The sequence below is a fragment of the Paranoxybacillus vitaminiphilus genome, assembly GCF_003259935.1.
GTDB classification, from domain to species: domain Bacteria; phylum Bacillota; class Bacilli; order Bacillales; family Anoxybacillaceae; genus Paranoxybacillus; species Paranoxybacillus vitaminiphilus.
Genome location: NZ_QLMH01000012.1, coordinates 19,806 through 34,741, shown reverse-complemented (window position 1 = coordinate 34,741; position 14,936 = coordinate 19,806). Strand labels below are relative to the sequence as shown.

Genomic DNA, 14,936 nt, shown 5'->3' with positions numbered 1-14,936 from the left:
TTTCTAATTATTCATTACCCGCTGAACGGAATAAATATCGGGAATTTGCTTAATTCGTTCAACTACTTTTTGCAAATGGCTCAAGTTATGAATCGATATCGCCATATGAATCGTCGCAATTTTATTGCGGTGATCGGAACGGCCGGAAACAGCCGAAATATCTGTTTTCGTTTCATTGACCGCTTGAAGCACTTCATTCAGCAGCCCGCGACGGTCAAAGCCGAATATTTCTATCTCCACGTTATACTCGCGGTTTGCTTTCGCATCGCTTTCCCATTCAACAGGAATGAGGCGATCGGCCATCTCTTCCGAAGAAATGTTTGGACAATCCGTACGGTGGACAGAGACACCTCTTCCTTTCGTAATGAAGCCGATAATTTCATCTCCCGGAACAGGATTACAGCAGCGGGATAAACGGATTAATAAATTGTCTACTCCTTGCACCCGCACGCCATAATCGCGCTTTTTGCCTGGTGAAACGCTTTTCGCTTCGTTAACGGCTTCTTTCAATTTTTTTTGCTGCTCTTCTAAATCGCGCTGTTTGCGCCATTTCTCTGTTAAACGATGAGCAATCTGTGCAGCAGTAATGCCGTTATATCCAACTGCGGCATACATATCTTCCTCATTAGAGAAATTGAATTTTTCTGCCACTCGTTTGACGTTTTCCGGCGTGAGCACTTCTTTGACATCAAAGTCTAAGTTTCTAATTTCCTTTTCGACCAGTTCTTTTCCTTTTTCGATATTTTCTTCACGGCGTTGTTTTTTGAAAAACTGACGAATTTTATTTTTCGCATGGGACGTTTGCGCCAGTTTCAACCAGTCTTGGCTCGGGCCATAAGAATGTTTGGAAGTTAAAATTTCAACGATGTCGCCGGTTTTCAATTTATAATCAAGCGGCACCATCTTTCCGTTTACTTTTGCACCAATCGTTTTGTTGCCGATTTCGGAGTGAATCCGGTAGGCAAAATCAATCGGCACCGAACCGGACGGAAGCTCAATGACATCTCCTTTTGGCGTAAACACAAACACCATATCCGAGAATAAATCCATCTTTAACGTTTCCATAAACTCTTCGGCATTTGTCATATCATTTTGCCATTCTAAAATTTCCCGGAACCATGAAAGCTTCTCTTCAAAACTGTTCGGCTTTACGCTTTTTCCTTCCTTATATGCCCAATGAGCAGCAATTCCGAATTCAGCGATTTGGTGCATCTCAAACGTACGAATTTGCACTTCCAAAGGCTCACCTTTCGGACCAATGACGGTTGTATGCAGCGATTGATACATATTCGGCTTCGGCATGGCGATATAATCTTTAAAACGGCCCGGCATCGGCTTCCAGCATGTATGGATGATACCGAGTACGGCATAACAATCTTTTATGCTGTTGACAATGATGCGAACCGCCAATAAATCATAAATCTCATTAAATTGTTTATTTTGCATGACCATTTTGCGATAAATGCTGTAAATATGTTTCGGTCTCCCGGAAATTTCCCCTTTTATAGACACCTCATTTAAACGCTCGCGAACTTCTTGGATTACTTCTTCAAGATATTGCTCACGCTCCGCACGTTTTTTCTTCATTAAATTAACGATTCGATAATATTGCTGCGGATTTAAATAGCGCAGTGCGGTATCTTCCAGCTCCCACTTAATTTTCGAAATTCCAAGCCGGTGCGCTAACGGAGCGAAAATTTCCAAAGTTTCATTTGCGATTCTCCGCTGCTTCTCAAGCGGTAAATGCTTTAATGTCCGCATATTGTGAAGGCGGTCCGCTAACTTGATTAAAATGACGCGAATATCCTGTGCCATCGCTACAAACATTTTGCGATGATTTTCGGCCTGTTGTTCTTCCTGCGATTTATATTTAATTTTTCCCAACTTTGTTACTCCATCAACGAGCATGGACACTTCAGAGCCAAACTCTTTGAGCAAATCTTCTTTCGTAACATCCGTATCCTCGACCACATCATGCAAAAACCCAGCTGCAATGGTCGCTGGATCCATCTTTAAATCGACTAAAATGCCGGCAACTTGAATAGGATGAATAATGTATGGTTCACCCGATTTTCGGTATTGGTCCTTGTGAGCCTCCTTGGCAAATTCGTATGCCCGCTGAATAAATTCAATATCTTTAGCAGACAAATAACGGCTTGCATTTTCAATTACTTGTTCTGCTGTTAACACCTGTTCATTGGCCATGAAATGATCACCTTTTATGTTCAATTGTACGTATTGTACGAAAAAAATAATTATTGACACTATTATCATGAAAATTTTTTTAGATGTAAAGAGCTAGCATAAAGAAAATCAGTAAATCACAAAAAAAAGGAAATGGATTGATAAATAAGAAAGAGCACCCATTAAGAGTGCCCTCAACAACTAAAATTGCATTAACGCCAGTACATCATAGCCTTCTAATCTTTTGCGTCCTTCTAAATAAGTAAGCTCAATTAAGAAAGCAATCCCTGCGACAACTCCGCCTAATTGCTCAACAAGCTTGATCGTTGCTTCAATAGTGCCGCCTGTTGCCAATAAGTCATCGGTAATTAAAACACGTTGTCCCGGTTTAATGGCATCTTTATGCATTGTCAGCACATCTTTTCCATATTCCAGACCGTATTCAACGCGAACGACTTCGCGCGGAAGCTTTCCTTCTTTGCGTACAGGCGCAAAGCCCACTCCAAGCGCATAGGCAACCGGGCAGCCAATAATAAAGCCGCGCGCCTCCGGTCCCACGACGATATCAATTTCTTTTTCCCGCGCATACTGCACGATTTGATCCGTCGCATATTTATACACTTCACCTTTATCCATAATCGTCGTAATATCTTTAAATTGAATACCAGGTTTTGGAAAATCAGGTACAATTGTGACGTATTGTTTTAAATCCATCGATTTTTGCCTCCTCATAATGTAACGAACCTTTTATCTCATCAAACCAGCGCTTTAATTGCTGGTAAGATGAATATAAAAATATATTCTCAAGCTCAAGCTGAGCCTGCTTAAAACAATAAGTCGGTGATTCCGTTAAATCGCGTTTATTCGGATTGTTTGTCAGCATGACAATGCCATTTTCCATTGTAACAAAACCGAGCTCTAAAAACACCTTCACCATAAAGTGAATCGTTTCTTTTGTCCATCCGCGCGATCGCGCCAAATCATCGCCATATCTTGCTAAATCAAATGGGCTCCGCTTCATTAAAAACAGATAAAGCCATTTAAAATGATCGCGGGTTGGCATCGTGCTGAAAAAGTGATTCTCCCTCTGATAGAATAACGCATAAATTCGTTCAGGTAAACTAGGAGTTAATAAAACTTTTATCATTTCCGAAGACGGCGGCAAATCTAATAAGACGGCATATTTATTTTTCAATTCGACTTTTTTAGCATGTTCCAATGAATCAATATAACATACTTCCTGTTTTAATTCACGCAGCGGCAATTCTTCCGTTGTTTCTTGCTGAAATGCAATCAGCATACGTTTTTCTTTCGGAAGCGACAAAAGAAAAGAATGAATATGGCGCATGCCGCGGATATCAAAAAGCTGCCATTCTTTCACCGAAACATCATGAATCAACAGCTGCGGCTTGCGGAAGTGATTCCACTCATTAATCGATAGCTCTCCAACGATGGAAACTTTAGAATGGGGAGCAATTTCTTCTTGTAAATAACCATAACCAAAGCCGATGCTGTCAATCGTCGCTCCGTCTTGTTCAAACACTGCTTTTAAATGCGACTGAGCAGCCCCGACGCGGCGAAGCATTTGAATGGCGACATCTTCAATCAACACTTTAGGCTTCGGATTTTCGATACCAAACGGAGCAAGCATTTGCAATTGCTCAACCGTTTTTAATGAAATATCAGCAAGCGAACATTTTATATCCACTTGCGTAATCGGCGTAAAATCTTCCTCGGTTAACAGCTCGTTCGCTAATGAATTTAATCGCGTTCGCAATTCGTCAATATGTTCGATGCTGAGCGTCATCCCTGCGGCCATCGGATGTCCGCCGAAATGCGGTAAAATATCACGGCATGTCGATAAACTGGCAAATAAATCAAAGCCAGGGATGCTTCGCGCTGAACCTTTGGCAAGACCTTTCTCCTTGTCAATGCTTAATACGATGGTCGGACGATAAAAAACTTCGACAAGTCTCGAGGCCACAATCCCGATAATTCCCGGATTCCAGCCTTCTTTCGCTACGACAAGCACCGCATTGTCCTTTGGCGGATAATGGCTTTCTACGATTTTTATCGCCTCTTCCGCCATTTCATTGACAAGCTGCTGCCGTTCTTTATTTAATGCATCGATTTCTTCTGCGAGCATCTCGGCTTCTTCTTCATCTTCTGTCATTAATAAATGAACAGCGGGATCAGCCGTTCCTAATCTTCCCGCTGCATTAATGCGGGGACCAATCATAAAACCGACCGTATCTTCATTTAACTGGTCCATGCTGACACCGCATTGTTTAATCAAGGCTTTCAAGCCAACTCTTTCTGTTGTTTGCAGCGCACGCAGCCCTAAAGAAGCAAGCAGACGGTTTTCTCCCAGCAGCGGAACAAGATCGGCAATCGTTCCAATGACAGCTACATCTAATAAATGATACGGCACCCTGCCAAGAAGAGCATGGGCGACTTTAAAGGCAACGCCTACTCCGGCAAGTTCCTTAAACGGATACGTGCTTCCCGGCTTTTTCGGATGAATAATCGCATACGCCTCCGGCAATATTGGTCCTGGCTCATGATGATCGGTAATAATTAAATCCATTCCTAACTGTTGGGCTAACTCCGCTTCATTCAGTGCGGCAATTCCTGTATCGACTGTAATAATCAGAGAAAAACCGCCTTCTTTGGCCCAGCGGAACGCTTGTTCATTCGGGCCGTACCCTTCTGTAAAACGATTAGGAATATAAAAATCGACAGAAGCACCCAGTTCTCTTAAAGCGCTCACCATGACCGTCGTGCTGCTAACCCCATCGGCATCATAATCGCCAAACACAAGAATTTTTTCTTGCGCAGCAATCGCTTGGTGAATCCGCTCGACAGCACGGTCCATTCCATCGAGCAAAAACGGGTCATGAAACGACTGCTTTTCGACATATAAAAAAGCCTCCGCCGCTTCAACCGTATCCACACCGCGGTTCACTAATAACGCGGCAACAAGCGGGGCAATATTTAACGCTTCCGCAATTTTATTCACTTTTTCTATATCAGGACTTTTAACAGCCCAGCGAGTTTTCGAAGTTAACATCGTTTCCACACCTCAACTCTCCTATTATACAAAACGAAAAGAAGCGGAGCAATGAATCAAATGTCCAAATTGATAATGCTCTATCTCGACCTCCCCGCTTAATCGTTTGAAGTTGTTGAAGCGAGGAGCTTCCCAGTGGTTTACGATAAAAAAAGCCGCGGCAAAAACCACGGCTTTATCCCGTTCTAATCGTCCATAAACCTCCCACTTCTACAGGCGGGAAATAACAGACGCTGAGAAACCCGATAAGTTCAACTAACATGAGCGGGGATGAAGCCCCCGCTGATGCAATTTCCCTTTATACTTGCGGTTCCAAATCTTTTTCTGTTTTTCGCTTTAACTTTCCTTTTTTCAACTGCTTTCCTTTCCAAATGAGCCATAACTGTGCGGCGATGAATAGGGATGAGTAGACCCCGGAAATTAATCCGACTAATAATGCTAGAGAGAAATTACGAATGGCTTCACTTCCGAACATTAATAAGGCTACAACCGTGAAAATGACGGTCAAGACGGTATTAATCGAGCGAGTAAACGTTTGTTGCAGCGCACGATTCACAATATATTTTAAATCATCGACCGTTTTTACTTTCCGCTTTTTCATTAAATCACGAATCCGGTCAAATGTAACGATTGTATCGTTAATCGAGTAACCGACAATCGTTAAAACAGCGGCAATAAATGTCAAATCCACTTCTAAGCGCATTAAGCTAAAGAACGTTACAATAAGAAACGCATCGTGCAGTAAAGCGATAATCGCCGCAAGCGCCATATATATTTCAAAGCGAATCGTCACGTAAATAATAATACCGATGGACGATATTAACACAGCAACAAACGCATTTCTTGCCAATTCTTTTCCAACTGTTGGAGAAACTGTGCTCACATTTGGCTCTGAGCCGTACAGCTGCTTAAAATGTTCCTTTATGTCAGAAATCTCTTTTTTGTTTAACACCCCGATAAAGCGGGCAACACCAATTTCCGAATTTTTTCCTGACAACACAATGTCTTTCGGTTCCAAATCAAACTTTTTGAATTCTTCCTTCAGCTCTTCAGCGTTAAGCGGTGATTGGCTATATACCTCTATGCGCGTACCACTTGAAAAATCGATGCCAAGATTTAATTTCATCGTCAATAGCAGAATAATCCCGATAACTGTTAAAACACCGGAAAAGATAAAGAATTTTTTGCTATGCTTTACAAAATCAAGACGATCAAACTTCGTCGGCACTTCTGTATCATCGTCAGTTTCGGCAATATCTAAAATCTCCGATTGTTTCACTCCAAAATACCACGGCTTTTTATTAAACGCCCGGCTATGAACGAGAAGGCCAAGCAAGAGCCGCGTCCCGTATACAGCGGTAATGAAGCTTGCCAAAATACTAATAATCAACATCGTCGCAAACCCTTTGACAGAGCTTGTCCCGTATATAAATAAAACAACACCGGCAATAATTGTTGTAATGTTTGCGTCAAAAATCGTCGCAAACGATCCCTTATTGCCGACACGGTATGCCGACATGATCGATCTGCCAAGCTTAATCTCTTCTTTAATCCGTTCGTATGTAATGATATTAGCATCGACTGCCATACCGACTCCTAAAATTAGGGCGGCAATACCCGGCAGCGTTAACACGCCGTTCATCCAATCAAAGATAAGCAAAATTAAGTAAATATAAATGCTTAAAGTAATGACAGCAATAAATCCCGGTAAACGGTAGAAGAAAATCATAAATAAGAAAATAACAGAAACCCCGACAATTCCTGCAAAGATTGTTTTTTGCAGAGCATCTTCCCCAAACTGAGCGCCGACCGATGTTGAATAAACTTCTTTTAATTCAACCGGCAATGCCCCTGCATTTAACAAATCAGCAAGTTCTTTCGCTTCTTCAACGGTAAAATTGCCGACAATCGATACATCTGTTTGATCAAATACTTGATCCACTCTTGCGGCTGAAATAAACTTTGGTTTTTCTTTCAAGGCTTCCTTTTGATAAGAATCTACGCCTTCTTCAAAGTCAAGCCAAATCACTAACAAATTATTTGGCTTTGGCATTTGTGAAACCTTTTCCGTCACTTGTCTAAATTTATCGGCATCCTTCAATTTGATTGCGACACTCGGTTTCCCGTTTTCATCGAACGTTTGCTTAGCTCCGCCTTCTACGAGATCGCTTCCATCCATTAAAACATTGTCATTGACATCGCGGAACGTCAATTTTGCCTGAGTTGCCAGAATTTCACGCGCCTTGTTTTGATCTTTTACCCCGGCAAGCTGCACGCGAATGCGGTCTTTTCCTTCAATTTGAATATTCGGTTCACTTACCCCGAGCACATTGACGCGTTTATTCAAAGCTTGAACCGTGCTAACGAGAGCTTCTTTATCGATTTTGTCCCCTTTGTTTGCCGGTTTTACTTCATATAAAATTTCAAACCCGCCTTGAAGGTCCAAACCGAGTTTGATGTTATTGAGAATCCCTTGAATCGTTGTCCCCATCGTGCCGCCCAAAAGCAGCAGCAACAAGAAAAAGGCAATGATGCGACTTCGTTTAACCATGCAAAAATCCTCCTTATACAATAAAAGAAATCTGGCTGACACAACCAGAATTCTGTCAATAACCTCATTATGAAACAGTTTGCCCCCGCTGTCAATTTATGTTCCGATTCTAAAACAGTTCCTGCAGCGCTTCCAGATTGTCATCATTGAACCAATTTGTTTCTTGATGAGATTGCACAGTGATATATGTCATATACTCGTTTACGCTGAGTGTAAGAATATCATTAACGATTTCGAACAACTTTTTTTCCTCTTTTAGTTTTTTCCATTTTTTATAAAATAAACAATCCCATATCTCGTCAATCGTCACTTGTTCATAGCCAAGCATTTGAAATTCTTCTTTTTTACATACTAAAGCAGGCATTACTTGCTCGCGCAACGCTTTTATCTGCTCCTTTTCCATTTGCCGCCTCTCCTCCATCCCGACAATACTTGTCATGCTTGTTCATACCAGCCGCATATAGTTAATTGTATAAAATATCACCTTGTTTGAGAAGGTAGGGAAACCGTATGTCCAAATTTTTAAAAGGGACGCTCATTCTTATTATCACAGGCCTCATCACAAGAATTCTCGGCTTTATTAATCGAATTGTCGTCGCCCGCATGATTGGGGGAGAAGGCGTTGGCTTATATATGATGGCTGTTCCGACACTCGTTTTAGTTATTACGATTACGCAAATCGGGCTGCCAATTGCCATTTCAAAACTGGTGGCCGAGGCTGAAGCGGTTGGTGATCAAAAAAAAGTGAAAAAAATTCTCGTCGTTTCTTTGACAGTTACCGGAACGTTAAGCATGTTTTTTTTCCCGGCGATGATTTCATTAGCTCCTGTTTTGTCAGAGACGTTGTTTACTGATTCGCGCACATACTATCCGCTTCTTGCTATTTCGCCGGTTGTTCCAATCGTTGCTATCTCTTCTGTGCTGCGGGGATATTTCCAAGGAAAACAACAAATGAAGCCATACGCCTATTCACAGCTTATTGAACAAATGGTGCGGATTAGTTTGATTGCTGTTTTTACAAAAGCGCTATTGCCGTACGGAATCGAATATGCCGCAGCCGGAGCGATGTTTTCCGCTGTGATTGGCGAACTTGCTTCGCTTATTTATTTATTGCTTATGTTTCGGCTGAAAAAACACATTAAAGTAAGAAAACAATTTTTTAAAAGCGTGAAAGCGGGAAAAGATACATTTCTCGATTTAATGCGGATTGCTCTCCCGACAACCGGCAGCCGCTTAATTGGTTCGCTTTCCTGGTTTTTCGAGCCGATTGTTGTCGCACAGAGCTTAGCGATCGCTGGAGTCGCCACTGCTTCAGCAACAAAACAGTATGGCGAGTTGACAGGATACGCCTTGCCGCTATTAATGCTGCCATCGTTTATCACTTATTCGTTATCTACTTCGCTTGTTCCAGCGGTTAGCGAAGCGGCTGCCAACAAGCAAACATGGCTGATTGAGCACCGTCTTCAACAAGCGATGAGACTGTCGCTTGTAACAGGAGGATGGGCTGTTGTTGTGCTATACGTCTTTGCCGAGCCGCTCATGCAGTTCATGTACGGCTCAAGCAATGCCGCTATTTTTGTTAAAGTGATGGCACCATTTTTCATCTTTTACTACTTTCAAGGTCCGCTGCAGGCTGTGCTGCAAGGTCTTGACTTAGCAAAAGCGGCAATGATGAACAGCTTAATTGGCGCTGTTGTAAAAACCGTTTTTATTTTCGTTCTGGCAACAAGACCAAGCCTCGGAATTATGGGAGCAGCGCTGGCTATTATGGCAGGAATCGTTCTTGTGACAATGCTTCATTTTGCGACCATCGTAAAAGTTATTTCTTTTTCATTGTATATAAAAGAGTATGTAAAAGCTTTTATAAGCATAGTGATATGTGGAATAGCCGGAAATATGATGTTTAAACATGTGCTGACAGCCGCCTCGCTAAATGTAAGAACGCTTTTCGCCATCATGGTCACAACGATTGTCTATCTATTCTTCTTATTACTGCTAAAGCTCATTAAAAAAGAAGAAGTCTCACGCATTCCAATAGTCGGTCCGTTTTTATCTCGCTCCCTCCGATGAAAAACAACAAATTTCTGCTTCTAAACGTGTCCTAATAAGAATATGTTTTTGTAAAGACAGCTTTTTGCATGAAAGGGGAGCGGGTATGGCAAGATTAGGAAAAGCGGTTTTATACGGAGTGGCGACCATTTTTGTATCAGCCCTCATTGTCAGCTTCGTGCTGTCGCTCATCTTGAAGTTTACAAATGTTTCTGAGGCCACATTTGCATGGGTCGCTTTTACTTGTTCGCTCATTTCCGTCTTTATCGGCGGATTTGTCGCAGGAGGGAAAGGGAAAGAAAGAGGCTGGTTAGTCGGCGGCTTTACAAGCCTCTTATTTACCCTTCTCATCTTTTTGTTTCAGTTTTTAGGAGTTGATAAGCTATTCACCGTCCAGCAATGGCTATATCATCTGGCCTTTCTTATTACAGCCATGTGCGGCGGAATCATTGGTGTGAATATAAGCGTTTCAAGAAATCAGTGATTATAAAAAGAGTCGGCCGCCTTTTCGGGAAGCCGCCTCTTTTTCAATTATTTATCAGCAACTACTTCACGTACTGCTGAACGGTCAAATGTAAGACGAGAACCATCACCAGCACGAATGACAACTTTATCTTCATCAACAGAATCGATAATGCCGTGCAAGCCGCCAATTGTAATGACTTTGTCGCCTTTTTTTAAGTTCGCCTGCATTTGTTGAATCGCACGCTGGCGTTTTTGCTGCGGACGAATCAACAAGAAATAAAAAATCGCAAAGAATAAAAGAAGCGGTAGAATATTCATTAACGTTTGCATTTATTTCCCCCCTTTCAAAGCAAATTTTCTAAAAGTTTTTTGCATTTGGCTTGTTAAATCCATAACGGTCAAAAAATTCTTCACGGAAATCGCCAAGACGATCTTCGCGAATCGCTTGTCTCACTTGCTCCATCAATTTTATCAGAAAATAGACGTTATGATAAGAAGTTAGACGAATTCCGAACGTTTCATCACATTTAATCAAATGACGAATATAAGCTCTTGTGTAGTTGCGGCATGTGTAACAGTCGCAGTTTGGATCAAGCGGCGTAAAATCTCTTGCATATTGCGCATTTTTTATAACCACTCGCCCTTCGCTTGTCATCGCGGTTCCATTTCGACCAATGCGCGTCGGCAAGACGCAGTCAAACATATCAATGCCGCGAATCACCCCGTCAATGAGCGAATCCGGTGAGCCAACTCCCATTAAATAACGCGGCTTGTTTGCCGGCAAAAGCGGAGTTGTAAACTCAAGAATCCTATTCATGACATCTTTCGGCTCTCCCACCGATAGACCGCCAACCGCATAACCAGGGAAATCAAGAGAAACTAAGTCTTGCGCGCTTTGTTTGCGCAAATCTTCAAATTCGCCGCCTTGAACAATTCCAAATAGTCCTTGTTCGTTTGGACGTTTATGAGCTTTTAAGCAGCGCTCTGCCCAACGGCTTGTCCGCTCGACTGACTTTTTCATATATTCGTATGTTGCCGGATATGGCGGGCATTCATCAAACGCCATCATAATGTCAGAGCCCAGAGCGTTTTGAATTTCCATCGCTTTTTCAGGTGATAAAAATAATTTATCCCCATTTAAATGATTCCGGAAATAAACCCCTTCTTCTTCAATTTTGCGAAACTCGCTTAAGCTGAAGACTTGGAAGCCGCCCGAATCCGTTAAAATGCCGCGGTCCCAGTTCATAAACCGATGCAGGCCGCCCGCTTCTTTCACGATTTCATGGCCAGGCCGAAGCCATAAATGGTAGGTGTTGCTTAAAATAATGCCTGCTCCCATTTCTTTTAATTCTTCAGGAGACAGCGTTTTTACCGTGGCAAGCGTGCCGACCGGCATAAACATGGGCGTTTCAAACGAGCCGTGCGGCGTATGGATAATTCCTAATCTCGCTCCTGTTTGTTTGCACGTTTTAATCAACTCATAACGAATCGGTGTCAAATGAATAACTCCTTTCTTATGCAGCCTCTAAATGATTAACATCGCATCACCGAAACTAAAAAAACGGTACCGCTCTTTCACTGCTTCTTCATAAGCGCGCAGCACATTTTCCCGACCGGCCAGCGCGCTGACAAGCATGATTAATGTGGACTTCGGAAGATGAAAATTCGTAACCATGCCATCAATCGCTTTAAACTCATAGCCCGGATAAATAAAAATATCCGTCCAGCCGCTTTCGGCAACAAAGGTGCCGTTATGTTTGGAAGCAATCGTTTCTAAAGTCCGCGTTGAGGTTGTACCGACAGCAATAATCCGCCCGCCTTTTTGCTTTACTTCATTTAAAAGGCGCGCCGTCCCTTCCGTCATTTGATAAAACTCCGCATGCATATCATGCTCTTCCACATTTTCCACGCTGATTGGGCGAAACGTTCCAAGTCCGACATGAAGCGTAATAAAGGCGATATGTACACCTTTTGCACGAATATCATCAAGCAGCTGTTCGGTGAAGTGAAGGCCGGCCGTCGGCGCCGCCGCAGAACCGCGCTCGCGGGCATATACGGTTTGATATCGTTCACGGTCATCCAATTGCTCTTTTATGTAAGGAGGAAGCGGCATTTCCCCGAGCGACTCTAATACCTCATAAAAAACCCCATTGTAGGCAAATTCTAAAACTCGTCCGCCGTGCTCTAATGTATCGATGCACGTTGCTTTAAGCCTTCCATCACCGAAGGAAACCGTTGTTCCTATCTTGACGCGCTTTGCAGGCTTTACCAGTGTCTCCCACCGGTCTCCTTCCGTTTGTTTTAGAAGGAGCACTTCGATTTTTGCTCCTGTATCTTCTTTTTCCCCATAAAGACGTGCCGGCAATACGCGTGTATCATTTAAAACGAGACAATCTCCTTCTTTTAAATACGATAAAATCGCCCGAAACGTTTCATGCTTTGTTTTTCCCGTTTTTTTATCAAGCACCATCAGCCTTGATGCTTCCCGGTCTGGAAGCGGTGTTTGTGCGATTAACTCCTCTGGCAAATAAAAATCAAATAAATCTACTTTCATATTTTTCTTCACCCGTTTCTATTTTATTGAATTAACGGAACCGGCCAAGAACATAAAAAATGAAGGACAAAACGACGCTTAACAAAATTGAAGTAACAATCGGAAAATAAAAGGTTGTGTTTCCTTTTTTAATCACAATATCTCCAGGAAGCCGGCCAAGCTTAATAAATTGCATGACAAAACCGATAACAATTAATACTACTCCTATGGTCATAATCATTTTTGGAAGGCTATTCATCACTTTGGGACCTCCATTCCAAAATGCTCGTATACTAAATTGGTGACCACGCGCCCGCGCGGCGTCCGCTGTAAAAAGCCGATTTGCAGCAAATACGGTTCATATACATCTTCAATCGTCTGTGCCTCTTCGCCGATTGTCGCGGCAATCGTATCCAAGCCGACAGGACCGCCGCGGAATTTTTCAATCATTCCTTTTAATAATTTTCGGTCAATATGATCGAGACCTAATCGGTCTACTTGAAGCAACTGTAACGCTTCCTGCGCCAAAGCAACCGTGATTGTGCCATCGCCGCGCACTTGAGCAAAATCGCGGACGCGGCGCAAAAGCCGGTTCGCAATCCTCGGTGTCCCCCGTGAGCGCCGGGCAATCTCAAAGGAGGCCTCCTCTTCAATTTCTACATCGAGAATATCGGCCGTTCGTTTCACAATTTGCGCAAGCTGTGCCGGCAAATAATACTCAAGACGGCTTAAAACACCAAAGCGATCACGAAGCGGCGCAGATAATGCTCCTGCTCTTGTCGTTGCCCCGACAAGTGTAAATGGCGGAAGGTCAATGCGCACCGAGCGCGCTGTCTGGCCTTTGCCAATCACAATATCTAAGCAATAGTCTTCCATCGCCGGATACAGCACTTCCTCCACCGAACGATGAAGCCGGTGGATTTCGTCAATAAATAACACATCTCCCGGTTCCAACGATGTCAAAATCGCTGCTAAATCTCCAGGGCGTTCAATAGCGGGACCTGAAGTTGTACGAAGATTGACTCCCATTTCATTCGCAATAATCGCCGCTAATGTCGTTTTGCCGAGCCCCGGAGGCCCGTACAACAGCACGTGATCAAGCGTCTCTCCTCGCAGTTTCGCCGCTTCAATAAATACTTTTAAATTGTCTTTTACTTTATCTTGTCCAATATATTCACTTAAAAACTTTGGGCGGAGACTGTATTCAAGCGAAATATCCTCGCTATTTGCGTCACTGGCAACAAGACGCTCTTCCATTCTGCTTCTCCCCTATTTTAATAATTTTTGCAGCGCCAGCTTAATATATTGCTCGGTTGACAAGTTTTCCTTCATTAACGCCGGCATCACTTTCTGAATTTCCCGTTCGGCATAGCCAAGCACTTTTAATGCTTCAACCGCTTCCTCCAACGCTTTGGAGTTCACTGAAACAGAATATTCCTCCTCTGGCGTAAAAAGGTTTGGAAATGCACTCGGAATGACATCCTGCAGTTTCCCTTTTAAATCAAGAATCATTTGCCTTGCTGTTTTTTTACCGACGCCGGGAAACTTGCATAAAAACTTTTCATTTTCCTCCTCAATCGCCTCGACAAGCTGCCGCGGCTCTCCAGCCGCCAAAATCGCCAAGCCGCCTTTCGGGCCAATTCCCGACACTTGAAGAAGCTTCGTAAACAACGTCCGCTCCTCGCGAGTATGAAATCCATAAAGAGCGATTACATCTTCCCGTACATATTGGTATGTATAAACAGTGACAATAGTATCATTACTTTTACGAAAAGAAAACGGATTTGGTGTCAAAATTTGATACCCAATTCCGTTATTTTCAATGACAATATATTCGGGACAGACATAGTCAACATAGCCGCGAATAAACTCAATCAAAACAGTACCCCTCTCCTTTTCTTCACTGCCTTACATTGTATCATATAATTAGCGAGAAAAGAATAAAACTGCGAATGTATATTCTTCTTTATATTCATTTTTTATGGTATTTGCATTTACTTATCGAATGCTTGAATAAATATAGCAGGATATCTCATAGCAATCTAGAGAATAAGTAATGATTGAATTGAATTTGCAGCATATAT

13 protein-coding genes are annotated in these 14,936 nt (G+C 42.6%); 2 read left to right on the top strand and 11 right to left on the bottom strand.

Going from position 1 to position 14,936, the window contains the following annotated elements; all coding sequences use genetic code 11:
• Window positions 1-3: 3 nt before the first annotated feature.
• The 5 genes from B0I26_RS12975 to B0I26_RS12955 all read right to left on the bottom strand — a co-directional run bounded on the left by B0I26_RS12975 (window position 4) and on the right by B0I26_RS12955 (window position 8,208).
• Window positions 4-2,205, bottom strand: coding sequence for a RelA/SpoT family protein (locus tag B0I26_RS12975; RefSeq protein WP_111645848.1), 2,202 nt, complete (start codon window positions 2,203-2,205; stop codon window positions 4-6).
• Window positions 2,206-2,385: 180 nt separating this feature from the next.
• The gene (locus tag B0I26_RS12970; RefSeq protein ID WP_111645847.1) at window positions 2,386-2,898 is read right to left on the bottom strand and encodes an adenine phosphoribosyltransferase; all 513 of its coding nucleotides are present in this window, start codon (window positions 2,896-2,898) and stop codon (window positions 2,386-2,388) included.
• Window positions 2,864-5,254, bottom strand: coding sequence for a single-stranded-DNA-specific exonuclease RecJ (gene recJ, locus B0I26_RS12965; RefSeq protein WP_111645906.1), 2,391 nt, complete (start codon window positions 5,252-5,254; stop codon window positions 2,864-2,866). Before recJ ends, B0I26_RS12970 begins: the two co-directional genes overlap by 35 nt.
• Window positions 5,255-5,552: 298 nt before the next feature.
• Window positions 5,553-7,805, bottom strand: coding sequence for a protein translocase subunit SecDF (gene secDF / locus B0I26_RS12960; protein WP_111645846.1), 2,253 nt, complete (start codon window positions 7,803-7,805; stop codon window positions 5,553-5,555).
• Window positions 7,806-7,914: 109 nt separating this feature from the next.
• On the bottom strand, window positions 7,915-8,208 hold the full coding sequence (locus B0I26_RS12955; RefSeq protein WP_111645845.1) for a post-transcriptional regulator: 294 nt from the start codon (window positions 8,206-8,208) through the stop codon (window positions 7,915-7,917).
• 107 nt (window positions 8,209-8,315) lie between these two features.
• Between B0I26_RS12955 and spoVB the strand changes: the two genes are divergently transcribed.
• Together spoVB and B0I26_RS12945 are read left to right on the top strand one after the other, a co-directional pair.
• The gene (gene spoVB / locus B0I26_RS12950) at window positions 8,316-9,875 is read left to right on the top strand and encodes a stage V sporulation protein B (RefSeq protein WP_111645844.1); all 1,560 of its coding nucleotides are present in this window, start codon (window positions 8,316-8,318) and stop codon (window positions 9,873-9,875) included.
• 85 nt (window positions 9,876-9,960) lie between these two features.
• Complete coding sequence (locus B0I26_RS12945; RefSeq protein ID WP_111645843.1) at window positions 9,961-10,338, top strand: TIGR04086 family membrane protein; 378 nt, start codon at window positions 9,961-9,963, stop codon at window positions 10,336-10,338.
• Between the two features lie 47 nt (window positions 10,339-10,385).
• Here the strand turns inward: B0I26_RS12945 and yajC are convergent, their stop codons facing one another.
• Genes yajC through ruvA form a run of 6 tightly spaced genes read right to left on the bottom strand, consistent with a single transcriptional unit; the run spans window position 10,386 to window position 14,730 of the window.
• Window positions 10,386-10,649, bottom strand: coding sequence for a preprotein translocase subunit YajC (yajC, locus tag B0I26_RS12940; RefSeq protein WP_111645842.1), 264 nt, complete (start codon window positions 10,647-10,649; stop codon window positions 10,386-10,388).
• A gap of 28 nt (window positions 10,650-10,677) precedes the next feature.
• Complete coding sequence (gene tgt, locus B0I26_RS12935) at window positions 10,678-11,817, bottom strand: tRNA guanosine(34) transglycosylase Tgt (RefSeq protein ID WP_111645841.1); 1,140 nt, start codon at window positions 11,815-11,817, stop codon at window positions 10,678-10,680.
• Between the two features lie 27 nt (window positions 11,818-11,844).
• Window positions 11,845-12,873, bottom strand: coding sequence for a tRNA preQ1(34) S-adenosylmethionine ribosyltransferase-isomerase QueA (gene queA, locus B0I26_RS12930; RefSeq protein ID WP_111645840.1), 1,029 nt, complete (start codon window positions 12,871-12,873; stop codon window positions 11,845-11,847).
• Between the two features lie 31 nt (window positions 12,874-12,904).
• Window positions 12,905-13,111 (bottom strand): DUF2905 domain-containing protein, encoded by a 207-nt coding sequence (locus tag B0I26_RS12925; RefSeq protein WP_111645839.1) that lies wholly within the window; start codon window positions 13,109-13,111, stop codon window positions 12,905-12,907.
• Window positions 13,111-14,109 (bottom strand): Holliday junction branch migration DNA helicase RuvB, encoded by a 999-nt coding sequence (gene ruvB, locus B0I26_RS12920; protein ID WP_111645838.1) that lies wholly within the window; start codon window positions 14,107-14,109, stop codon window positions 13,111-13,113. Before ruvB ends, B0I26_RS12925 begins: the two co-directional genes overlap by 1 nt.
• 12 nt (window positions 14,110-14,121) lie before the next feature.
• Window positions 14,122-14,730, bottom strand: a complete 609-nt coding sequence (gene ruvA / locus B0I26_RS12915) for a Holliday junction branch migration protein RuvA (RefSeq protein WP_111645837.1) — start codon at window positions 14,728-14,730, stop codon at window positions 14,122-14,124.
• Between the last annotated feature and the right edge of the window lie 206 nt (window positions 14,731-14,936).